At 44.8% G+C, this 20,749-nt stretch carries 21 protein-coding genes and 1 pseudogene; 13 read left to right on the top strand and 9 right to left on the bottom strand.

Features of this window, described 5'->3' with window-relative positions; all coding sequences use genetic code 11:
- Positions 1–267: 267 nt before the first annotated feature.
- From FIU95_RS11885 to FIU95_RS21625, 5 genes are all read right to left on the bottom strand, one after another.
- Positions 268–669: a hypothetical protein gene (locus tag FIU95_RS11885; protein WP_152453982.1), complete on the bottom strand. Its 402-nt coding sequence runs from the start codon at positions 667–669 to the stop codon at positions 268–270.
- A gap of 1,015 nt (positions 670–1,684) precedes the next feature.
- Positions 1,685–3,127, bottom strand: a complete 1,443-nt coding sequence (locus FIU95_RS11880) for a hypothetical protein (RefSeq protein WP_152453981.1) — start codon at positions 3,125–3,127, stop codon at positions 1,685–1,687.
- Positions 3,128–3,835: 708 nt separating this feature from the next.
- Positions 3,836–4,003, bottom strand: a complete 168-nt coding sequence (locus FIU95_RS21745) for a transposase (RefSeq protein WP_152453980.1) — start codon at positions 4,001–4,003, stop codon at positions 3,836–3,838.
- 307 nt (positions 4,004–4,310) lie between these two features.
- Positions 4,311–4,727 carry a hypothetical protein gene (locus FIU95_RS11870; RefSeq protein WP_152453979.1) on the bottom strand — a complete coding sequence of 139 codons (417 nt, stop codon included), beginning with the start codon at positions 4,725–4,727 and terminating at the stop codon, positions 4,311–4,313.
- Between the two features lie 21 nt (positions 4,728–4,748).
- Entirely contained in the window at positions 4,749–6,221 is a 1,473-nt protein-coding gene (locus FIU95_RS21625; protein ID WP_152453978.1) for a transglycosylase SLT domain-containing protein, read from the bottom strand.
- 149 nt (positions 6,222–6,370) lie between these two features.
- Between FIU95_RS21625 and FIU95_RS11860 the strand changes: the two genes are divergently transcribed.
- The 8 genes from FIU95_RS11860 (at position 6,371) to FIU95_RS11820 (ending at position 9,630) form a co-directional block, all read left to right on the top strand.
- Entirely contained in the window at positions 6,371–6,685 is a 315-nt protein-coding gene (locus tag FIU95_RS11860; protein ID WP_152453977.1) for a hypothetical protein, read from the top strand.
- A 99-nt stretch (positions 6,686–6,784) separates the two neighbouring features.
- Positions 6,785–7,054 carry a hypothetical protein gene (locus FIU95_RS11855; RefSeq protein ID WP_152453976.1) on the top strand — a complete coding sequence of 90 codons (270 nt, stop codon included), beginning with the start codon at positions 6,785–6,787 and terminating at the stop codon, positions 7,052–7,054.
- 60 nt (positions 7,055–7,114) lie between these two features.
- On the top strand, positions 7,115–7,339 hold the full coding sequence (locus FIU95_RS11850; RefSeq protein ID WP_152453975.1) for a hypothetical protein: 225 nt from the start codon (positions 7,115–7,117) through the stop codon (positions 7,337–7,339).
- A gap of 24 nt (positions 7,340–7,363) precedes the next feature.
- Entirely contained in the window at positions 7,364–7,561 is a 198-nt protein-coding gene (locus FIU95_RS11845; protein WP_152453974.1) for a hypothetical protein, read from the top strand.
- Positions 7,562–7,565: 4 nt separating this feature from the next.
- The gene (locus FIU95_RS11840) at positions 7,566–7,817 is read left to right on the top strand and encodes a hypothetical protein (RefSeq protein WP_152453973.1); all 252 of its coding nucleotides are present in this window, start codon (positions 7,566–7,568) and stop codon (positions 7,815–7,817) included.
- Positions 7,818–7,829: 12 nt separating this feature from the next.
- A complete protein-coding gene (locus FIU95_RS11835) occupies positions 7,830–8,075 on the top strand; it encodes a hypothetical protein (protein WP_152453972.1) in 246 nt (81 codons plus the stop codon).
- Complete coding sequence (locus tag FIU95_RS11830) at positions 8,059–8,364, top strand: hypothetical protein (RefSeq protein ID WP_152453971.1); 306 nt, start codon at positions 8,059–8,061, stop codon at positions 8,362–8,364. The genes FIU95_RS11835 and FIU95_RS11830 overlap by 17 nt, the downstream gene beginning before the upstream one ends.
- A 513-nt stretch (positions 8,365–8,877) precedes the next feature.
- The gene (locus FIU95_RS11820; protein ID WP_152453970.1) at positions 8,878–9,630 is read left to right on the top strand and encodes a hypothetical protein; all 753 of its coding nucleotides are present in this window, start codon (positions 8,878–8,880) and stop codon (positions 9,628–9,630) included.
- 94 nt (positions 9,631–9,724) lie between these two features.
- Here FIU95_RS11820 and FIU95_RS11815 read toward each other — a convergent pair.
- From FIU95_RS11815 to FIU95_RS11805, 3 genes and pseudogenes are all read right to left on the bottom strand, one after another.
- Positions 9,725–9,940 (bottom strand): annotated as a pseudogene (locus FIU95_RS11815) (integrase core domain-containing protein); the annotation flags it as partial.
- A gap of 210 nt (positions 9,941–10,150) precedes the next feature.
- On the bottom strand, positions 10,151–11,074 hold the full coding sequence (locus FIU95_RS11810) for an ADP-ribosylglycohydrolase family protein (RefSeq protein ID WP_253868597.1): 924 nt from the start codon (positions 11,072–11,074) through the stop codon (positions 10,151–10,153).
- A gap of 67 nt (positions 11,075–11,141) precedes the next feature.
- Positions 11,142–11,855, bottom strand: a complete 714-nt coding sequence (locus FIU95_RS11805; RefSeq protein ID WP_152453969.1) for an NUDIX domain-containing protein — start codon at positions 11,853–11,855, stop codon at positions 11,142–11,144.
- 117 nt (positions 11,856–11,972) lie between these two features.
- Between FIU95_RS11805 and FIU95_RS11800 the strand changes: the two genes are divergently transcribed.
- Positions 11,973–12,179 carry a DUF2905 domain-containing protein gene (locus FIU95_RS11800; RefSeq protein ID WP_152453968.1) on the top strand — a complete coding sequence of 69 codons (207 nt, stop codon included), beginning with the start codon at positions 11,973–11,975 and terminating at the stop codon, positions 12,177–12,179.
- A 270-nt stretch (positions 12,180–12,449) separates the two neighbouring features.
- Here the strand turns inward: FIU95_RS11800 and FIU95_RS11795 are convergent, their stop codons facing one another.
- On the bottom strand, positions 12,450–14,621 hold the full coding sequence (locus FIU95_RS11795) for a TonB-dependent hemoglobin/transferrin/lactoferrin family receptor (protein ID WP_152453967.1): 2,172 nt from the start codon (positions 14,619–14,621) through the stop codon (positions 12,450–12,452).
- 238 nt (positions 14,622–14,859) lie between these two features.
- On the opposite strand from FIU95_RS11795, the gene FIU95_RS11790 reads away from it, so the two are divergent.
- From FIU95_RS11790 to FIU95_RS11775, 4 genes are all read left to right on the top strand, one after another.
- A complete protein-coding gene (locus FIU95_RS11790) occupies positions 14,860–15,390 on the top strand; it encodes a MotA/TolQ/ExbB proton channel family protein (protein WP_152453966.1) in 531 nt (176 codons plus the stop codon).
- Complete coding sequence (locus FIU95_RS11785; protein WP_152453965.1) at positions 15,390–15,737, top strand: DUF2149 domain-containing protein; 348 nt, start codon at positions 15,390–15,392, stop codon at positions 15,735–15,737. The genes FIU95_RS11790 and FIU95_RS11785 overlap by 1 nt, the downstream gene beginning before the upstream one ends.
- 2 nt (positions 15,738–15,739) lie before the next feature.
- A complete protein-coding gene (gene cobN / locus FIU95_RS11780; protein ID WP_253868595.1) occupies positions 15,740–19,690 on the top strand; it encodes a cobaltochelatase subunit CobN in 3,951 nt (1,316 codons plus the stop codon).
- A gap of 390 nt (positions 19,691–20,080) precedes the next feature.
- Positions 20,081–20,710, top strand: coding sequence for a hypothetical protein (locus FIU95_RS11775; RefSeq protein WP_152453963.1), 630 nt, complete (start codon positions 20,081–20,083; stop codon positions 20,708–20,710).
- Positions 20,711–20,749: the final 39 nt, after the last annotated feature.

Below are 20,749 nucleotides of genomic sequence, written 5' to 3'. Positions count from 1 at the left end.
GTATATCAGTAGGGTTATTGACAACAACGTCGCTTTTCCAAATGCAATAGGCACTCTCCACTTTTTATACAGAGTCTCTTTCTTAGTGGTGTCTGAGTCATCTTGATAGGCCTTGATAGCCAAGTCGGCTAATAAATTAGTTTGGTTTTACGCAGGCTAGTAAGCCATCACAGCCTGTTAGGGGCATTAATTGCTGAGATAGAAATTACGAGTTGACCGACTCTCTATATTTTAGGTTTCAAGTAAAACTATTTTAATACTTTTGTTTTAGATGCATCTATTGAGTTTTGCGGTTGCTTTTATATTCGCTACTTGTCTTACTCCAATTCCGAACCTTTTGGCAACTGCTGATCGAGATTCGCCATTATACAGAGCGCATAAGATCTCTCGATTGCGAGCCTGAATATCAATTTGTCGTGAAGTAGGCAGGGTTAGATAGGTACCGCCATAAGAGTTACTGAGGGTTTGTAGTGATTGGATGGGCAGTATATCAATCAGCTTGCTCCTAGCCGGATATTTAGGGATGTAAACATCCTGCCCCCCAAAAGTGGTAACCAGAATATACATGTCAGCGTAACCAATCAGCCCGATAAGTTCCTGCATCAGATCTGGTAGTTTCTTATGATCAATCTCAACATTGTGGTTACGATTTTTGTTCCCTTGCTGCATATCATCGTCCTTGTAAGATAAAGCATGCAGCGAGAGTACGATTAACGATATCATTTGGCGTAGAGTGAAACGTTTCCCAGTGTGTTAAGGTATGTTTTTATGACCTTTGAAATTTTAGAAGTGGGATGAGGAGAAAACCTAGCTGGCACAAGACAATAATAAGTAAGTAGCTAAAAGTAACAGCGTGATTGATAATGCCGGAGGGTGAGTTTTAGAGCGGCTGTCTCTAAATGTGTGTAATAAATTTTTGTGTTTAGGTTTAAATTTGACGGAGGAGTGTAAGCAAGATAAAGTTATATTGTTTAGTTAATTATTTCAGGAGTCATAATGGTATGTATCCATAGTTAAGTGCTTGTGTAAGAAAGTAATAATCTATTGATGTCTAGTTTTAAGGGTTATCTAATAAGGTCGTGGTAATAGTGTTTTTTAGTGGGATACCTCTACGATTATGTGACTACAACTATTTTAAATTTTACATCTCGTCTGGTTTGCTCGGCCTTAGAGCCCATCGCGTAAATATGCATTAGAAAAAATCTATTGCCGATTAAATAAAAACTGTTGATTCAGGTGTTCCAGAAAAAAATCTTCAAAATTATAATCAAACTCGGTAATTTTGCCAAAATTAAGGCTTTCTCCATCAAGTGCTTCGTTGATGTATCGAGTAAAGTTAGATACTTGCATCGTAGTCTATAACCATGGGATAAGTTCAAAGAAAAATTTATCTTCTAAGAAAGTGAATTTTTGTTGTAGTTAGTTCGGAGGGTGGATTTAATCTTCTAATGCTCACCAGTTAATTTTGACTTAAATCTACTTTCTTATCCTAAGAAGGTGTAGGTAATAGAGTATAATGCGCCAAATACATCTTAGTTTCTGTAAGGCTGGCAGTAACCCATCGACGACTTTTATTTGATTTGTGTAGGCGTAGAACCTGCCAGCCAATTCTTCTTTTGCTAACTGTATCTATTGTTTAGATGCATGGTGGTAAGAAATTTTGATAAATGCATCAGATTAAATTTCAAGCATATTTACTGGCTGGATAATTTTCATTATTACTGTTTGGGTTTGAGGGGTTTTCATCTTCATTGGTTTTCTGGGTATGATTTAAAAAACCGTCTAAAAAGGGGTTGTTTTCTGGTTGGTAATTCCTGGAGGGGGTCTCGCATGTGCCAGAAAATATGTCTAAAGAATCTTTCAGGAAGCTTTCGTTTCCTCCAAACTCTTTAAGTTTGGTAACTATATCCTCTATTGAGCAGGATTTTAAGTTTTCAACCTTTGTATTCATTTTGTAAGCGAGAACTATAAGTCTTGCTTGGTTTTCACTTTCTGAGCCGGCGTATGCTTTATAAGCAGTTTCTAAGTAATCGAAAATCCTTCCAGTATCATCCATATAGGTTAGGTCTTTTAACTTGGGGCTACCTTTCTTAGGAAGCATACTTTCTGAGATTATATTTTGATTAATTATTTCTAAACTTTTTGTTAGGTTTTCGACTAAGATTTTTATCTCCTTTAGTTGAGCTATTTCATAATCCAGGTTTAGTTTTTGTGCTTTCTTCCAGTGGAAGATATATTCTAGCTTTGCACGGTCTTCCAAGTGATGGATTTCTTTACGGCGTAAATTCTCACAAAGTTTTATAGTGGAAAATGTATAGTTGAATTCTCTAGGATTGTGGCTTTCTCCTTCATGGTCAAACCCAATTTTACCTGGGTAAGAGTGTAGTTTTTTTTCTAGGTCTTCTCTTTGGCAATAGTATAGATATATATATTGAAATAGGGATTTTCTTTCAAACTTAAGGTTCATATTGTTGTTTGTATAGTTAATTAGGTTGGCCATTCCGTTGAGTATAAAGTGGCAGGAATTACCTGAAGAGTTAGATTTTTTAAAGTGAAGACATGGAAGAATTCCCAAATATATGATTAATTCGGGTGTGCTTGAGTTTAGGTTGAGAATTGCTGTTGTATTGCCTTTACCATTCAATATTTTACGTAGCTTATCATAATAACTGTCAACCGTGATTGTTCCTAAGCTTTTGCTATCTTTATTATTTTTTATTTCTCTTTTGTCTTCTTCTGGTAGAGTGCTCATTGCCTTTTTGTTTATGAGTTCGTTTATTTTGGTATTTCTGTTGTACCATGGCATTGAAGAGTAGGCGTTAGGTATTTTTAATTTGTAAAGCTCTGTAAGTAAATTTTTTTTGTTAATTCCTATTATGTAGAAGCTTTCATAATTGTCTTTGGATAAGCTGCCAACTCTATATTTAATCCCATTAGGTTCGCTTAAAGTAATAAAGTCCCCAAGTAGATCTTTGAAAGTATACTTATTTTTGGCTATTTTTTGTTTGTCCTTGCTTTCATAGTAGTTGATGCTGCAGTCGTATTCAGAGAATTCCCACGGTAAATCACTGTCCAGAAGGCGGCCTTTAATTTTGTCGTCAAGTTTCAAGGGTGATTTATGTTTCATAATAGTCTTTGCTCATGTTTTATATTGTGAGCAGATATTCTGATATCTTCCTTAGTTTGATTGTATAGGGAATGATTTCATGTTAATTAATGAAGGGTAAGTATTCCGTGAGGATTGCAGCATGCTATTGCTACATCCTAGAAGCTGCTCCATGACTTCTTTAAATTAATTAACATGGATGAAATATAGAAAAATCAGGATAAGAAGACAAATGTAGCCGCCACCTAACAATTAAGCGTCGGTAATTTTCGGACCATGAACAAATCTACTCAAATTTTTAAAAATGAACATACCTTCTGAGCTTTCTAATATTCTGCCTTGAGGCCATTTTCCTATAGGGACAAATAAGGTCGATTCCACGAATCAACAGGCAATCACGAAGAGGATCGGAGTCCACGTTTTATGAAAAACAAAGCGATGAATCTTTGTATTTTTATACGTAATATCAAGTGATGGGGGTAATGGCTTCACTTCTGCTGGTAAGGTCGAAGTAGTAGTGTCTCCAAGCGGAATAAATTTTCCATCAATCATCACTATCCACTTTGAACTCTTGCCTCGCTTAATTTTCCAGATTATGAATGTCCCTTATTTTGATGGTGCAAAGCTGCTTTCGTATAAGGCCTCCTCCCAGTTAAGCAAAAACTGTTGATCTAAGAGTTCCAGAAATCTTCTCCCTGCCTACAATCAAGCTCCTTGTTCTTACCAAAATTAAAGCCTTCTCAAGCATGTACTCGGTGGTGGAAAGTGTGAAGGAAGATCTTCCCATCGCGCTCCAGAACGCAAAAACCAGAGGATGCCTTTGAAGCAGGCTCGATTATCAATGGGTTTTAGTCCTCCCTTCCTTCGTTTTAAATTAGGAATAAAAGGTTTGACCAACTTCCATTAATCATCGATTAGCTCTGACTTGAATCTGCTCACTATTGCCTGACTTTTTTCTATAATATTGCGTGAGAATAGCTGGATCCAAGTCATGAAGAAGTATTTACTTAACCCATGATTTGGGGTGTCTATTTTTTGCTCTATAATGTATTGCTTTATTGTGGGGGGCAAGTCTGTATATAATTTCTAAAGGTTCAGTTGTTGTCCGTCTTTTTTCTAGCTAACACTATAGTTTATGATGAAAAATATTAACCTTAATTATTTTGGGTAAGTGTGCCCAGTTATTAGGCTGGGCACAAATTTCTTACTGCATATCAGGTCGATTATATAAGGTATCCTCTGGCTCCAGTAGTTTGTCTTTATCTGAGCGTTTAGCTGCATTGGGAGCAAAAAACAACTCTGCACAAACCCATATTGCCCCAATGCCTGGCAGGGCAACGATCAGCATACGGCGGGGTAATCCAGAGCTTCGGAGACGTTTGCTGCATACGGTTACAGAAGCCCAAATTAAGCTTAACTGTACAGGTACACTGATGACCGCCATAAATATTTCTGCAGTCTTCCAAATGCCATCGCTGAAATTAAAGTTGCTATACTCTAGAATTAGACCGGTAATAAACTGGATACAAAGCACTGGTATTACAAAAAGCAGCCAGAACTGTCGTCGTGTAACGATCCCATCCAGATCAAAATAAAAATCCAGGTAGTTTTGTTTCCTCATGAGCCTTTCCTCATCAGATTGTCAGAGTTTATATGGTGTATCTGAGAATTGTTCATGCCCATCAGGAATTAATTCCTCATTTTTCAAAAGGCCCTTAAGCTGAGATCGATAACTGGCTTCCTGTTGAAATATCCTTCGCACATACTGACGGGTTTCTGTGCCACGGCAATAACCATATTTAGCCATTGGACTGTTGTAGTACTCCGCTTTTTGCAGAAGAGCAATATAATCTTCAACGCCTTTACTGCTGGAGGTTGAAAACCATTGGTCGGGATTTGCTCCATCTTGTAGTGCTAACCGGCGGGCGTCCAGTACGTGTCCGGCACCAGCGTTATAGGAAGCAAAGGTAAAAGCCATGGCCTCTCGTTTGGGTAAATTTTTCCAGCGTCGATATTGCTTCTGGTTGTATTTGGAACCACCCCGGATATTTTGTGTCGGGTTAAAGCTATCCTTTACTCCCACTTCCTTGGCGGTTTCCGGCATTAATTGCATTAGACCTTGCGCTCCCGCAAGGGATACGGCATTGGGTCTAAAGTTAGATTCTGTCGAGGTTTGCGCGGCAAGCCATACCCAATCGAACGGTTCACTGGCATAGCGCTTGAAGAGCCTATCCCAGGGGCTTAGTCTACCTTTGGGGAGGGTATAGCCTCGTAGGTTGTCTGCTCCCTGTGTTTTTAACAGGCTCAGGTATTCTCTGACTATCGTTTGGGCTTCTTCACTTTCCAGCCATTGATTGAGATTGTTAACAAGGGAGGTATCGTGATCCTTGGTTAGTGCAAAGGCTACCCAGCGGTTTTCCCCAAACACTAGCGAGGTATCTAGGTTATCGCTGTAACCATTACTTCCATTAACGATATGTTCGTCGGCGATAGTAAAATCTATTTCCCCCATGCTCACAGCATCAATCAACTCAAGAACCGATACTTTATTATCTGCGGGATCTATGCTTATGGCTGCCGTATTCTCTGGGTGGCTGGGGAATCTCAAGGGGATTTTTTGTAATAAAGCTTTGTCTTTAACTTCTTCAATATAGGCGCTATCTAGGTGGATGGTTAGAGTTTTTCCTTTTAGTTCCTCGAACTGTGTTAAAGCATTTTCTTTTCGTTGTACCAGTACTTCCCTTGTCTCAAACAGTGCATGGCTAAAAGTGACTTGTTCTCCTCGTCTGTTAGTATATGTTAGGTCTGAAGTTGCTATATCTGCCTTTTTCTCTCTTGCCATAGCCAGAGTTTCGTTGATAGAAGCCGCTCTCTTGAACTCTACATCTACCCCCAAATTTTCCGCATAGGCTTGCAGTAAATCGCATTCTAATCCTGCCAGTTGATCGCGGTGATAGAAGCATCCCACTCCATCCATTCGTGTGGCTACAGTTAATATACCCACTTCCTGAATACTTTGGAGTCGATTTTTGGGAACCTTGCATGCATAAATAATGGTTCCAATAAGGGCTATTACGGAGAGAGTGAAAAACCATCTATTGCTCGATCGCTTCATGATTGCTCCTTGACTGGATATTAATCATGAAGCCTATTGATGTCTCTCTAGGTCAAAATGAGGAAATAATTCCTGATTAACTGGTTTTAAATCGCTGTTTAGAGTGATCTGGCTACATACCTAGCAACACTCTAAGAGAAGGAAAAAACATGTCTGATGAAACTGATAGTAACTTGGAAGGAATTGATCCCTCGCCTTACCGGGATCGGCTCGACCCCAAAGTATCTGATGAAACCACTTCTAGTGCTGCAAAAAGCCTAAATCTAGATGGATTGCGCGATCTGTCCGCTCTCTCCAAATTACAGGTACGTGAATTTACTCATACCAGTTCTACCCAGATGCAGGCCACATCCAATGCCATGACACAAATGGCTGCGGCTGGGGCTACTGCGGTAAATGCTATTTTGGGTAATGGTAGTAAAGGGGAGGGGCAGAAAGATACTGTACAGCTATCTAATCGCTGATGGAGAAAAATTTCCCGATTATTAGTGATTGGGATTTTCCATACAGTGATAGAACCCAATAACTGGGTGACTTAATAATCTGATTGAAAGGAAAAAATTATGTCTGATGAAACCAATACTGTAGACGGTATTCAACCTTCTCCTTACCGCGACCGTGTTGATCCTAAAGTGTCTGACCAGACTACCAGTTCTTCAGCGCAAAGTCTGAATTTGGATGGTCTGCGCGACTTGTCTGCGCTTTCCAAGCTGCAGGTTCGTGAGTTCACTCACACCGGTGCAACACAAATGCAAGCAACTTCCAATGCCATGACCCAAATGGCGGCGGCAGGTGCTAAGGCTGTCAATTACATCATGGATGGTGGTAAGTAAGGTCTTAGACCTTAAAGGGGTAGCGATTTATCGCTACCCCTTAATATAAAGGAGCAAGTTATGAAAGATTCTTTCCGAGATCGCCTGGCCACTAAAGTGGCAGATCAGATGGCTACTTCTTCTGCACTAAGCCTTCATTTGGATGGCCTACGTGACTTGTCTGCGCTATCTAAACTACAGGTGCGTGAATTTACCCATACCGGCGCAACTCAAATGCAGGCAACAGCCAATTCAATCTTGCAAATGTCGGCGGTTGGGGCGCGCACATTTAGAGACACCTTCTAATTTACTGTCTGAGAGGATGAACAGATGGCGAAGGATGATGATACACCAACACTCAGGGAGCTTTCCGCAGGAAAGGGGAGGCTGATTGATGTGATGTCTAGTGCCTACTTGCAGCGTTCTATTAATAGTGCTGTGGAAACGACACTACAAGATCAAGTCAATGCACGAAATCAGCGTATGTTGTTGATGACTAAGCAGCTAAACAAAATAGTTGATTTGTAATTTTATGAAAGACGAGGGGGGGGCGGCAAAAGAAGGGAAGCGTATGTCTTCCTCTTTTTTGGTTCAAAGTGCAGCCGATCATGTAAGGGATACAGCCTTACAAACCTCTACAGTTGTTGGAAAAGCTTTTCAGAAATGGTTGACCCAACCATTCAACCTCATCTTTCTACTTATAATTATCGTTGCACATATACAGTTGATTGTGGCCGTTATTCAAAGTTTCTTGATGCTGTTGCTTTCAATGTTTATGCGTTAAGGATTTCAACTTATGTCTAACAGTAAACCCACAAGTAAAAGTTACCTCCCTCCAGATTTTGAAGACCAGCTGGATAAGCTGATTAGCAGCAAAGGGACTGATGTTGACCTGGGTAAAGAACTGCAGCAGTCAATCATAGACATCTGCCAGGAGGTCAATGATGCATTGACAAAATCCTTCTCGGATATATCAACTACTGGTTTTGAACTGGATGACGAAAAAAAGGGACAAGGTGAAGATAATGAGCAACCAAACTAAAAATACTTTTCAGCCGGATGTTAGTAACATTTCCAAGCAAATTGTTAGAAATGCGGTGGAGCTTCAAGGAATCCATATTTTACAGGGGAAATTTGACTCCTTAAGGGATGAAAGGCTTAGCAACATCATGTTAAAGAATAGTGTGATGATGAAGTGGCTACAGAATCCATCCATTACTAGCTATAAGGAAGTATTGAGTGGTATCGGTGTGAATTCACTTAAGGACGATGTCAAAGAAGCCTATCAGTATGCTCTTGAGATGGTTAATCAAAAAGGTGAAAAAAAATAACATAAAGTTCAGGTTGACCTTTAGTGATAAAAGGTCAATGAATTCATGGACTTTTCTGGTTAGACTGGGGAGAGAAAAATACAGCAAGGAGTTTGCTGCAATGCAAAGAGATTACGATTTTGCCGTTTTTCTCGGCCGTTTCCAGCCATTTCATTCTAGCCATTTGGCGGTGATTTAAGGCCGCTTACAAGAAACCAAATTTTTATGTATTGAGATAATTCTAGTTCTCTAGAAAACATCTTCAGCAATTAAGATGGGCGACAATTGATTGGGTAGAGGGCTTGGTTAATCTGTTTTCTACACCGCTCGTTAGCGGCTTCTCTATGCTTGATCTATTCACCATGAAATAAATGTATATGTAATCAAGCTAGGGATTAAGATACAAGGTAAATGCCAAGCGTATAAAAAAGGAGAAGCATAAGAACAAAAAACCTTTCTAGTTATCCCTAGACTTCTGCTAGCTATGTCAATGTAGCTTATTGAACACTCTGTAATTTTTTAAGATAGGAATTAATGATGCCAGTAATACAACTTAGTGAATTACCTAATGCTCGCGCAATTTGGAGTGCAATAGATCAGTACAATATTTATGTGGTCGCCACAATGAGCGATGCTATGGCACAAATACCGGACACTGGAGCCGACTTTCAAATGCCACCTCCGATACTTATGTATCATGAAGGAGACAGGTGTGCACTTCTTATAATGGGAGAAAGGCATGGCGCACAATCTCAGGATATAAGAACAGCTGCAAGAAATACTGCAGCTGCAATTTTAAATATTCCCGGCATGATGGTAGCAGTTGAAGAACCTATTGAGGTTAATGATAGACTTTATTCCAATGCTGGGGCTCAGAGACAATTATCATTAATTGGTAATCAAAACCTACTTACATACGACCCCTCTTTGAGAGGTGCAATTAGCGCCGAACTTGCTGATCAAGGCTATCGTCTAAATACTGATGCTCAGCCCTATCGTTTTTCTGCAGAACAAGGAAGGCGTTATGATCCTAGATATGGACAAAATAGAAATGCGCCATTGATAAACACCCAAATGGCCACTTCTTTAAGCACCTATGCTAACACGGGGGCACTCATAGCTTATCCAGTTGGACCCGACCATCTAAGGTTTGGGCCCGATGCCTACGTCAGATATGAGGAGCAAACTTTACAAGGTCAACTCCTAGCAAAAAATTGGACGGTACTTAAAATTTCAGAACCTCCTCGAGGCGGTAACGGTAACGGTAATGGTGACGCTCAAAATTGATAGATAAATAAACATATCAAATTATTAATTTGTAGTAGTTCAGACTTGATCTGACAGTTACCGGTTTTTCAGAAGGTGCTCTGTCAGGTCAAGTTCAGTTTACGAGCTTCTCCTTCCAGATACTTTTACCCTCTTCAAGGGTTGCTATCGTTGTGCGACCCCAACACTTTTTACCCTGATGAGTTCGATCATTATTGTAAAATACGAGCCATTCATCCAGATCCTTTTGTAGCTCTTTTATTGATCCATAGATCTTTCGTCGCAACGATGGTTGGTAGAACTCTTGTCATATAGTTTTATGGAAGCGTTCACGATGGCCAGTACCAAACGATCCGCGAACAGCAATTAGGGGAATGTGTGAATCAACTTCGCCCGGTATTTCGCGATGGCAAGCTGTTGATCGATCAGGACTTTGAGGCCGTCCGCTTACTGGCAGAAATACCCACTCAGGAGGGGATGCTGGCAATAGCTGTCTGAGCCCTTCTTATCACATAGCGTCAAGAGCCGGCTTATGCCGGCTTTACCATTCATTGGCGACTGATAGCCCAACCTTATAGAGATCTTCTGCCAAGGTGTGAATTTCTTCCGACAAAGAAATTTGCCGGGTCCATTGCTCAGGTATTCCAGAAACTCCGTAGTAAGCTCCGGCTATTTGTCCGCATATGGCCGCCGTTGTATCGGCATCGTTGCCAATATTGGCGGCCAAAAGAATAGCTTCCCGAAAACTATTGGTATTGAAAAAACACCAAAGCGCTGATATCAGGGATTCAATCACGTAACCACTTCCGGTCAACTCTTCATAGCGCTGGTCTAGAAATTGCCCACTGGCAATGTTTTTTACCTTTTCGGTAGTTGGAGTTTGTTCGATAGAACTTAGAAGGTTGCTTCTTTCGATGCCATTAAATGTGGAAAGTATAAGGTTGCAGAACAGTTTACAGCTTTCGATGCACTCGTCCGAGCCATGAGTGGTTCTGGAACTTTCCCCTGCAAAATAAATAGCGTCTGAAACTGTTGAAGAAAAAAATATGGGAATTGGCGCTAAGCGCATGAGTGATCCATTACCTGAGGAGCGAGTAGATGTTGAACCACTAAAAGGATCACCTGTTTGCAGGTATCGATTTAGAGCGGATGAAACTGTTGCACCAATATCGAAACACTCACCCGTAGAGCTCATATACCCATACTGGTACCAGTTACAGTAACGATTCATCTGATCAGTTGCACTGAAGCCTTTTTTCTGGAGTAAACTGTGTCCCAGGCAGAGCGCCATGGAAGTATCATCGGTCCATTGCCCTTTTTCTAACCCAAATGGACCTCCACCTTCCATATCCGAAAGAGGGGTGAAATCCCCCTTGCGTTTAAACTCCAGCGTGGTGCCCACGGCATCACCGCAAGCGAGTCCGACTAAACAGCCTTTTACTTTGTCTATTGTTTCAATATTCACCTGCAAAATCCTTCTTAAATCTGCTTGAGTGTGATTATTAAATTAAATCAGTGGCCATAGGGCAGGGTTATTGCTCCAGATTCCGCACAAACGTATATTTCCCAGAGCCGGCACGCAAACTGTACAGCGTGGCTGGACGACCTCGCTCAGTGCGTTTTTCACCGGTATCTACCAGAAGTTCCGCCTGCTCAATTCTCCTGCGGAATGATTTTTTCTGTAGAGGCTTGCCAATAATGACTTCATGCACTTGTTGAAGCTCGGGCAGGGTGAATTTCCTTGGCAGTGCGTAGGCGGGGATAATGCTGTATAGAGCCTTTTGAATAAGGCGTTCATGTGCCTTATTGATAATTTTGAGATGGTCAAAGGCCAAGTGCATTTTCTTGACTTTCTCGATAGGAAGCCAGGCGACATCGGAGATCGTTTCTAATTTGCTTTCACAGGCCTGGTAAGCGATCAGAGCCGTGTAACAGATGGTTACAGACCAGCCCCGCTTATCTCTGCAGGCGCCACCAAAGGTGCCTAGCTGCTCAACATAAGGAGGGACAACCCCGGTTTTCTCCTTGAGCTTTCGGGTGACCGTATCCTCTAGGGTCTTATCTTCGCTCTCGGAAATAAAACCGCCCGGTAGCGCCCATTTCCCTTTCTCGGGATGATTGGAGCGTTCCACCAGCAATACTTTGAGTTGTCCATCTTGATAAGTAAACAAGACGGCATCTACGGTAACTAGAGGGGCTTCAAAGCTACCTTTGTTGTAAGCTGCGAGGAATTCTTTCTCGTTCATTGCTTCACTAAGTGTCAGTTGGTCACTTATGTTAGCTGCCTAATCCTGTGTACTCAAGGGGTTGGAGGAGTAAACAAATTTTATTGGAACTTGAATAGAGCAAAATGAGAGGGCGCTATGTCACGCTGGCTGATGATTACTGGGTTGATTCTTCTAGTAATAGGTGTAGCACTGCACTTTGCCCCCTGGCTATTTAATTGGTTTGGTCGGTTGCCGGGGGATATTCGTATTGAATCTGGGCGCACGCGTTTTTATTTTCCCATTGTCTCGATGATTATTGTTAGCCTGATATTGAGCCTCTTAATTAACCTATTTCGCAGGTAAATATTGTATTGATGCAAGAGAATAAAAAAAGGCCGCATGGGGGCGGCCGCAAGGGACTTATAGGAGAGTATGAATAGTGGAGCGTGCGTTCTCCGCTAATCAAAAAAAGGTCATCCTTGACCTGTGTGATTAGGCCCCTGAAATTGCGCAAAAGCGCAGAGTGACTTGTATTTCAGGGGCTTTGCTGGCAGTGACCAGCGACGACGCTTCCTTGCGTCGCATCAACCCGGCGTCCACTATCTCGCCTGGTTAATAATCAAAATATGAACTTTAAAAGTCGTACTTGAGCGATGCAGAGAAAGTACGGCCCGGAGCAGAGTTTACGTAGATATCACTGTCTTCATCCCAGCCAGCGACATTCAGGTAGGGCACATACTCTTTGTCGAATAGATTGTTGACGGCCAGGTTGAGCGATACCTGCTCCATCAACTGATAGCCCAGCGTCCAGTCTACAGAGCCATAATTTGGAGTCTTTACTTCGCCTTCATTGACGCGTTCCATGCGGTCCGCCCAGCGCACCAGCACTTGGCTGGAAAGCTGCGCGCTTGTGTAGCTGGCACCCACTACACCGGAAAGCGGGCTGATACTGGTGAGGTATTCGCCGGTAGTATCATTTTCACCTCGCTGATAGCTGGCATTAGCAAATAGCTCGAATGCAGGTGTCAGATACCAGTTCGCGCTCAGTTCAACCCCTTTGATCGTTACAGAGTCGATGTTCTGGTATTGGTATTGCTCAAATACGTGGGAGAAACTGCCATCGTTGTTAAAGAAAGTTTCGCTGTCAATGAGTGCTGTTTCTAGGAAGTCGTCGTACTCGGTATAGAAGGCGGCAGCGCTGAAGGCGATTGGGCCCAGGTGTCCACGCAAGCCGAGCTCAAAAGTATCGCTGGTTTCAGGGGACAGGTCGTCCGCTGGCAATACTTCATAAGCATAGGTAGAAGTTGGTTGCAGATAATGCTCGATATAGGCCAGGTCATAGGCCGGTACTTTGAATCCCTGGCCATACTGCGCGAAGGCAGACAAGCGGGAGTTGATTTTGTATAAGGCACCCAGGTTGAAGGAGAAGTTGCTCTCTTCGATCGTGGCAAAGGCTGTGCCGTCAGCTTTCTCTGTACCATCGGGGTCCATTTCGTACCAGTCGTAGCGTACCCCGGGGGTTACAATCAGCTGGCCATTGGCAAAAGTCATTTCATCGTTCAGGAATAAGCCCGCGCGGGAGACGGTATTTTCCGGGAATTTTTCGGTGGTCACATCCAAAGTGGAACTGCCTTCCACTTCACGGTACTGGTGCACGGTACGGCGGCTTTCGGTTTTTTCCAGATCGAGGCCATATCCCAGGGTGTGAGTCTCATTCAGGGCTTTGCTGGCATTGGAGAGAAAGCCAATAGTCTCTTGGCTATAAAGGCCAGTTTCCCACATATCACGAATTTCAAGAACTCCGAACATCGGGGCATTGATGTCCAGCTGGCCATACTGCTCGTCTTGCTGTTCGGATTCGTTTTTATACAGGCTGATATTTAACTGGTCATAGACTGCACTAGGGGTCTCGCTGTGGTAGCGCAGTTGGTAAGCGCGGACCTCTTTGTCGGAGTTCGATTCTTCCCTGACGATGCTGTAGCCGTAATCGGCCAGTCCACGGAAGTAGTGGAGCAGGCCATCGGCGCTATTGCCGGTGCTTTCCTGATTCCAGTGATCGATGCTGAAACTGACAAAGTCCTCGCCGCCCAAGTTGTACTTGGCCTTGTAGAGCAGACTCTTGGATTCAATATCGAAGGGGTCCTGGTTCTCGTCGAAATTTTGTTGCTCTTCGCCATCGCGAAAGGTGGTATGCAGCAGTTGTTCAAAGTTGCCGGTGCGAAGAGCCAGGGTAGGGGAGATGTGTGATTGATTGGTAATACCAGTGTATCCGGTTTTAATCGCACCGCCGAACTGCTCTCCATCCTCCAGATAGTCGCTGGCATCTTTGGTGGTGAATACCACGATGCCGGCCAGAGCGTCAGAACCGTATAAAGAAGACGCAGCGCCCTTGGCCACCTCTACCTGTTTCAAGGTATCTATTTCAATAAAGCCGCGGCCCACGATGTCATTTTTACCATTGGCTCCATAGCCTTCGTTAACCCGCATACCGTCTTTGATAATCAGTACCCGATCGCCACCCATGCCGCGTACCAGGATATTTTGTGCGCTGCCGGCGGCACCGGTAACTTCCACTCCGGGCTCGTATTGGAACAGCTGGCTCATATCGTTCAGCTGCAGCTGTTCAATTTCATCATTGGTGACAACAGAAACGCTTCCTGCGACATCTTTCAGCGGTTTTTCCGCGCGGCCACTGACAACGATCAGTTCCAGGCCGCTGCTGGCAGCCGAACTTGAGGTTTCGGCATGCAGGTTAGTGGCGGAGGCCAAGCCCAGTAAGGCCGCTGCGAGAGGGCGAAGTTTCATGGTGTTGTCCTTGGGGTGAATTTTGTACTTCAGCTTTGTCTGTTAGCCGTATCTGTTAGCAATAGGTGAGATAAATCAGCTCGGCTATCAGCTGGAGGGGATTATATGGATGATTTTCTTAATGTAAAGCTAAATACGAATCAATATCAATTAGATTAAATTTGACGTTAGTGGGGAGTTCCGCTAGTTTCCGCGGCCATTGATACAGAGCGAAAGTGCTGGGCTGAGGAGGCTTGCAATGAATATTTCGATGATTGAGAACCTGATGGCGGATGTGGCCGACTTGTTTATGGCCCCGGTTTTACTGGCGATTCTGGTTCTTTTTGTTTACTCGTTGTACGCAACGGGGCGCTTTCTCTCCCTATGGATGCTGCGCCGCCGCAATGCTGGTGCCTACAGCTTGGCCTTAAAGCAAGGTCGGAAAGAGGGCCTGCCCGGCTATCAGGTGCACAATTATTACGTGCGACATCCTTTGGCATGTGATGACGAGCTGGAAGTATTTGCGCTGAAGAAACTGGAAATGTTGCGCATGGCCACTCGCATCGCGCCCATGCTGGGCTTGATCGCCACCATGATTCCTATGGGGCCGGCGTTGCGTGCCCTGGCCGATGGCAATATCCAGGGGATTAGTGAAAACCTGATTATCGCTTTTGCCGCTGTGATCTGGGGCCTCGCAATTTCCACCCTGACTTTCTGGCCTGCCTCGGTAAAGAAGCGTTGGTTTGCCGCTGAGCTGATAAACATTCGGAAATTGAAGGAGGTTGCCTGATGCGCTTCCTGGATGAAGATGAAGAGCTCAACCCGATTTTGAGTGCGGTTAATTTGATTGATGTCTTTCTGGTGATTATCGCCGCGCTGCTCATCGCTATTGCTCAAAACCCATTAAACGTTTTTTCCGACGAAAAGGTCACGGTGATCAAGAATGCTGGCGAGCCCAATATGGAAGTCATCGTAAAAGATGGGGAAGAAATTAAGCAGTACAAATCCACTGGCGAAATTGGCTCGGGAGAGGGCACTCGCGCTGGTGTTGCTTACCAGATGGCCGATGGCAGTCTGGTCTATGTGCCGGAAGGAAAAGAAGAGTCCGCTAAAGACAAAGCAGTGGGGGGTAAATAGCGATGTTGAAAAAGGTTTGCATGCAGTTAGCATGCTTGGCGCTAGTAGCTTTCACTACGGTGATGGTGCAGGCCAGCGATAAACCCAAAGTTTTGCTGATGATGTCCAGCCATACCGCGAAAGCCAAAGGAGCGCTGTTATCTGATTTGGCTGCGGACCAGCCGTTTACCCTGGAGATATTTAACAGCAAAGGGAGGAGTGAAGAGCAGATAGCACAGGCCTGGGGATCTTCCAGCCTGGTGTTGCTTGACGGTATCAATCCGGCACTCTCCCAATTTATGTTTGGTAAATACCAGCCGCTGCTAACCCAGTACCCCAATGTACCAGTGGTTGCTCTGGGGGATGCCGATAACGTCTCTATGAATCAGGGGCTGACCTCTGAACAGCACCAATCCATCGCTGCGTATTTTAATAATGCTGGGCGACAAAACTACCGGCATTTAATGCAGTTCCTCTCCGCCAGAGTCTTTGGCCTCTCTGCGCAGTCTGTAGCTGAACCAATTATTGTGCCTAAAGTGGGCTTTTATCACCCGCGCCTGCCGAATCTGGTGACTGATAGTGAAGAGGTGTTTTTTAATTGGCTGCAGGCATCTACAGACCAGCCGGTTATTGCGGTAGCTATTCATCGCTCGGTGGTGGATTACGAGCAGCAGCAGGTGGTGGATGCAATCTTAGCTGGACTGGAAGAGAAAGGCGCTAAGGCCTTTGCTTTTTTCTTTGAAGGAGAAGATCTGCCGCTTTCCTATCCGGATTTACTGCAAGACGAAGCGGGGCAAACGCGTATTGATTTGATGATCAATTACCGCTCTCTCCATTATGTGAGTAAGCGTCGCGCAGAGTTCGAGAAGCTGGGTGTCCCGGTGATTCACGCCCTGAATTATACCGAGGGCAGTGAAGAGGATTACCTTGCCGATAATAGTGGGGTTTCTCCTTCGTTAACGCCTTTCTTCCTGGTAATGCCCGAAGATACCGGTAGTATCGATCCGGTAATTATCGCTGCAAGTGAAGGTGGCAATAAGGTTGTGATGGCAGACCAGCTCAATGCGCTGGTAGAACGCGCCTGGAGCCATGCCTCACTTGGTTACAAGAAAAACAGCCAGAAAAAGGTGGCTACCTTTATTTGGAACTACCCTCCCGGTGAGAAGAATATTGGTGCGGCCTTCCTCAATGTACCTTCTTCTATTGAGTCTATCGCCAAAGCCATGGCTGAGCGTGGCTATCAAATAAAGCAGCAGGACTCCAAGACCCTAATCGATTGGGCCGGCCAATTGCTGCGCCCTTATTATCGCCGTGAAGACAGCGCTGCACTGATTGATAAAGGTTTGGCTGACTGGATGCCACTTTCAACCTACGTCGATTGGTTTAATCGTTTGCCGGCTTCTGTGCGCGATCCTATTGTGGATCGCTGGGGTAATCCGGAAGATAACGCCATGTTGGCAGATCATAACGGTGAGCGGGCGTTCGTAATCCCACGTATGACATTGGGTAACTTGATTGTTCTGCCACAGGGGGTGCGCGCGGAGAATGCCAAAGACCATGCCTCCCTGTATCACGATATGAAAACGCCGGTAAATCATGCTTACCTGGCGGTTTATCTCTACGCGCGCAAAACTTTCGGGGCCGATGCCTATATTCATTTGGGCACTCATGGTTCCCAGGAGTGGCTAACGGGTAAGGAGCGTGGACTCTCTGTGTACGACGCGCCAAATTTGGCCCTGGGCAATATCCCGGTGTTCTATCCCTACATTATCGATAATGTGGGCGAGGCCATGCAGGCCAAGCGTCGCGGCCGCGCGACCATGATCAGCCACCTGACTCCGGGCTTCGCTAAAGCGGGTCTTTACGCCGAAGTGGCTGAACTCTCTGAGTTGATTGGTAATTACCTGATTCTGGAAGAAGGGCAAACCCGTTTGAACACCCAGGAGCGTATTATTGCCCTGGCGGACAAGCTGAACATGCTCAAGGATCTGGAAATCAGCGCTGAAACCCTGCAGGCTGATTTCGATGGCCAGCTCAGTCGTCTTCAGGACCACTTGGCCCAACTGGCTGAAATGAGCCAGCCATTGGGTATCCATCGTTTCGGTCAGTTGCCCAAGTCAGAGCATCTCACCAGTACCATGTTGCAAATGCTGGGTGAAAACTTTATCTCCGCCGCCGGCCAATATGAGAGCGACCAGGGCTTGGGTTTACCGCAGGATCAGGTGCTGGATGAGCGCAATGTAGTCGCCTTAGAAGCACAGCCGGGTTATCAGCTTTTGGATGCTTTCCTGGCTGGACGCAAGTTGCCGGAACTTTCAGAAGAGCTGCAAAATCAACTGGAGCTGGGCCGGGAGTATGCCGATAACTTTGCCGGTATCGCTGAGCTAGAAAACCTGATGCTGGCACTCGATGGTGAGTACATTCCAGTGAGCCATGGGGGTGATCCTATTCGCAACCCGCAGGCGGTGCCTACTGGTCGCAACCTGATAGGATTTAACCCGGCTAAGGTGCCGTCCAAGGAAGCCTATGCAGCCGGTGTTCAACTGATGGAGCAGACCATTGCCGACTATCGGGAAAAGCACGGTCGCTTCCCGGATAAGCTGGCATTTTCCCTTTGGTCCCTGGAGACCATGCGCCACCAAGGTGCGCTTGAAGCGCAAATACTGCATGCATTGGGCCTCAAGCCCAAATGGAATCAGCAGGGTAATGTTACCGGAACTGAAGTGATTCCCTATTCTGAATTAAAGCGCCCTCGTATTGATGTGGTGATCTCTGCTACCGGCCTCTATCGCGACGCTTTCCCTAATGTGATGCTGTGGCTGGCGGAAGCCATCGATAAAGTGGCGCAGATGAAGGAGGAGAACAATTTTGTTTATCGCCACAGCCAGGCCTTATTAAAGCAACTAAAGGAGGAAGGGAGTTCTGAAGAGGACGCGCGCTATCTTTCCTCTGTGCGTATTTTCTCCAATGAAAGTGGCAATTATGGTACGGGCCTGAATGGTGCCAGCCTGGCTTCCGACAGCTGGGAGACAGACGATAAACTGGCCGATCTGTATATGCGTCGCATGGGCTTTGCTTATGGCAAGGATGAATCCCGCTGGAGCGAAGACCAACGCAATGTTGCTCTCTATGGCAAGGTACTTTCCGGCACCGATGGGGTGATTTTCTCACGCTCCACCAACCTCTACGCCATGATGACCAACGATGATCCCTTCCAGTATTTTGGTGGTATGGGACTTGCGGTGCGTAATCTAGACGGCAAGACACCGGAGATGTATGTCTCCAACTTGCGCCGTAAGGACAACATTAAAACCCAGACCTTAGGAGAGTTTGTCAACCAGGAAATGCGCAGCCGTTACTTCCACCCCCGCTGGATTGAGGCAATGCAGGAATCCGGCTATGCCGGCGCAACAGCAATCCTGGATCGCGTGAACAATATGTGGGGCTGGGAAGTGATGACCCCAGAAACTATCCGCGATGACCAATGGCAGGAGATGTTTGAGGTCTACGTGAATGATAAATACCAAATGGATATGCGTGAGTTCTTTGAGACGCACAATGCGGAAGCTCTGGCACAAATGCTGGAGCGCATGCTGGAAGCAGTGCGCAAGGGCTACTGGCCTGCCGATGCCGAAACGCTTAAGAAAATGGTGGAGACTTACACCGAACTTGCCAATCAGTACGATATCGCAACAGACAATGAGAAGTTTACTGACTTTATTGGCGAGCAAGCGCTTGGTTTTGGTCTTGCCCCGCTTGTGGGCAGCCAGGCAGTGGAGAATGTTACCGCTAGTGCTCCTGCGTCTCAGCAAGTGAGTGGGCAGAAACTAGAACAAGTAAAAGAGCCCGCAGCTCAGGACAAACCCCAGGACTTCTTGTGGTTATTATTGTTGGCAATTGTTATCAGCGGATTTGCTAGCGTATTTTTTGAGCGCTTTTTTGAGGGGGGAGGGCAGCGAGTGACCCATGCTTAGGCATTAGGAATTCCCTTGGCAATAAAAGCCAACCCTAAAGTCACTTTTTGAACAGTTAAGGCCAGCAATTCTCCCCCGTATTGCTGGCCTTTTTTCTTTGTCGGCAAAAAAAATCTGAGCTAATGTTGTTGTCATTTTTCGGGAATCTGTCGATATCTTTTCTTAACCAGCAGGGAAGGTCGGAAAATGCTTGCAGGCTATCCATACAGAGATGTTATTTTTGTGAAATATTTCTGAAAAATTAATTGCGTGGAAATTAGCATTAAGCGTCTCAGCATAGTGGTCCATGTTAAGAAAAGTTAAGTCTCGATTTTGGTGCAACTCATTAAGTAATCACCACCGTTGGGAGCTTTCTTTGAGTTAACATAAATATCTTGCAGTGAGAAGCTAATGAAAAAAATAATTCCACTGATTGCCCTTCTCTGTGCGGGAGGGTATTTCTTCTGGGCAAAGAGTCAAACAGATAGCCCACAACCTGTCACTGAAAAATCAGTCCCCCCTCCCTCCAAGAAAATTGTTCCAAATGAAACTAAATCTACAGAAGAAGTGGTAGAGATGCCTTCTGCTCAAGAGCAAGAGGCGAACCCTGATAGTGCCTTGATGTGGGCAGAATCGGATGTCGCAAGGCAGGTTTTACATGAGTCAGGACGCTTGCCGCTCGATTTAAATGGAGAGACATATCTTGAGATCGATGTAGAAGCTCTAAGGAATTTATCTCTTGGAGACTATGTTGATATAGAAATGCCTGGAGTGAAGGGAAGCTACGATGCTCAAGTGGATAAAGTTCAGGAGCACGCAAGCGGTAATAAAAGTGTGCAAATGAACTTGCCCGGTTATGGCAGTGTGTATTTTGTAAATTTCACAATTGGTAAAAACTCGGTATATGGCAACTTAACATTGCCTTCAGGCTCATACTCCCTGGAGGCGCAGGGAAATTATGCCTGGGTGGCTTCGAAAAAAGATTTAACCAGGAGTCATGTGGAAGAGGAGGTAAACCCTAATCTTTCTTCAGTTAAGTAGATGTTGTAACTTTTTAGCTCAATGAATTGAGCTGATAGG

It is taken from the genome of Microbulbifer sp. THAF38 (genome assembly GCF_009363535.1).
GTDB lineage: Bacteria > Pseudomonadota > Gammaproteobacteria > Pseudomonadales > Cellvibrionaceae > Microbulbifer.
Note: the sequence above shows the minus strand (reverse complement) of the source record. Positions and strands in the feature narration are given on the sequence as shown.

What these genes read in the sequence shown, in the direction of transcription:
- FIU95_RS11885 (WP_152453982.1), bottom strand. Translation starts at nt 669, where the DNA reads ATGCAGCAAGGGAACAAAAATCGTAACCACAATGTTGAGATTGATCAT.
- FIU95_RS11880 (WP_152453981.1), bottom strand. Translation starts at nt 3,127, where the DNA reads ATGAAACATAAATCACCCTTGAAACTTGACGACAAAATTAAAGGCCGC.
- FIU95_RS11870 (WP_152453979.1), bottom strand. Translation starts at nt 4,727, where the DNA reads ATGAGGAAACAAAACTACCTGGATTTTTATTTTGATCTGGATGGGATC.
- FIU95_RS21625 (WP_152453978.1), bottom strand. Translation starts at nt 6,221, where the DNA reads ATGAAGCGATCGAGCAATAGATGGTTTTTCACTCTCTCCGTAATAGCC.
- FIU95_RS11860 (WP_152453977.1), top strand. Translation starts at nt 6,371, where the DNA reads ATGTCTGATGAAACTGATAGTAACTTGGAAGGAATTGATCCCTCGCCT.
- FIU95_RS11855 (WP_152453976.1), top strand. Translation starts at nt 6,785, where the DNA reads ATGTCTGATGAAACCAATACTGTAGACGGTATTCAACCTTCTCCTTAC.
- FIU95_RS11850 (WP_152453975.1), top strand. Translation starts at nt 7,115, where the DNA reads ATGAAAGATTCTTTCCGAGATCGCCTGGCCACTAAAGTGGCAGATCAG.
- FIU95_RS11845 (WP_152453974.1), top strand. Translation starts at nt 7,364, where the DNA reads ATGGCGAAGGATGATGATACACCAACACTCAGGGAGCTTTCCGCAGGA.
- FIU95_RS11840 (WP_152453973.1), top strand. Translation starts at nt 7,566, where the DNA reads ATGAAAGACGAGGGGGGGGCGGCAAAAGAAGGGAAGCGTATGTCTTCC.
- FIU95_RS11835 (WP_152453972.1), top strand. Translation starts at nt 7,830, where the DNA reads ATGTCTAACAGTAAACCCACAAGTAAAAGTTACCTCCCTCCAGATTTT.
- FIU95_RS11830 (WP_152453971.1), top strand. Translation starts at nt 8,059, where the DNA reads ATGAGCAACCAAACTAAAAATACTTTTCAGCCGGATGTTAGTAACATT.
- FIU95_RS11820 (WP_152453970.1), top strand. Translation starts at nt 8,878, where the DNA reads ATGATGCCAGTAATACAACTTAGTGAATTACCTAATGCTCGCGCAATT.
- FIU95_RS11805 (WP_152453969.1), bottom strand. Translation starts at nt 11,855, where the DNA reads ATGAACGAGAAAGAATTCCTCGCAGCTTACAACAAAGGTAGCTTTGAA.
- FIU95_RS11800 (WP_152453968.1), top strand. Translation starts at nt 11,973, where the DNA reads ATGTCACGCTGGCTGATGATTACTGGGTTGATTCTTCTAGTAATAGGT.
- FIU95_RS11795 (WP_152453967.1), bottom strand. Translation starts at nt 14,621, where the DNA reads ATGAAACTTCGCCCTCTCGCAGCGGCCTTACTGGGCTTGGCCTCCGCC.
- FIU95_RS11790 (WP_152453966.1), top strand. Translation starts at nt 14,860, where the DNA reads ATGAATATTTCGATGATTGAGAACCTGATGGCGGATGTGGCCGACTTG.
- FIU95_RS11785 (WP_152453965.1), top strand. Translation starts at nt 15,390, where the DNA reads ATGCGCTTCCTGGATGAAGATGAAGAGCTCAACCCGATTTTGAGTGCG.
- cobN (WP_253868595.1), top strand. Translation starts at nt 15,740, where the DNA reads ATGTTGAAAAAGGTTTGCATGCAGTTAGCATGCTTGGCGCTAGTAGCT.
- FIU95_RS11775 (WP_152453963.1), top strand. Translation starts at nt 20,081, where the DNA reads ATGAAAAAAATAATTCCACTGATTGCCCTTCTCTGTGCGGGAGGGTAT.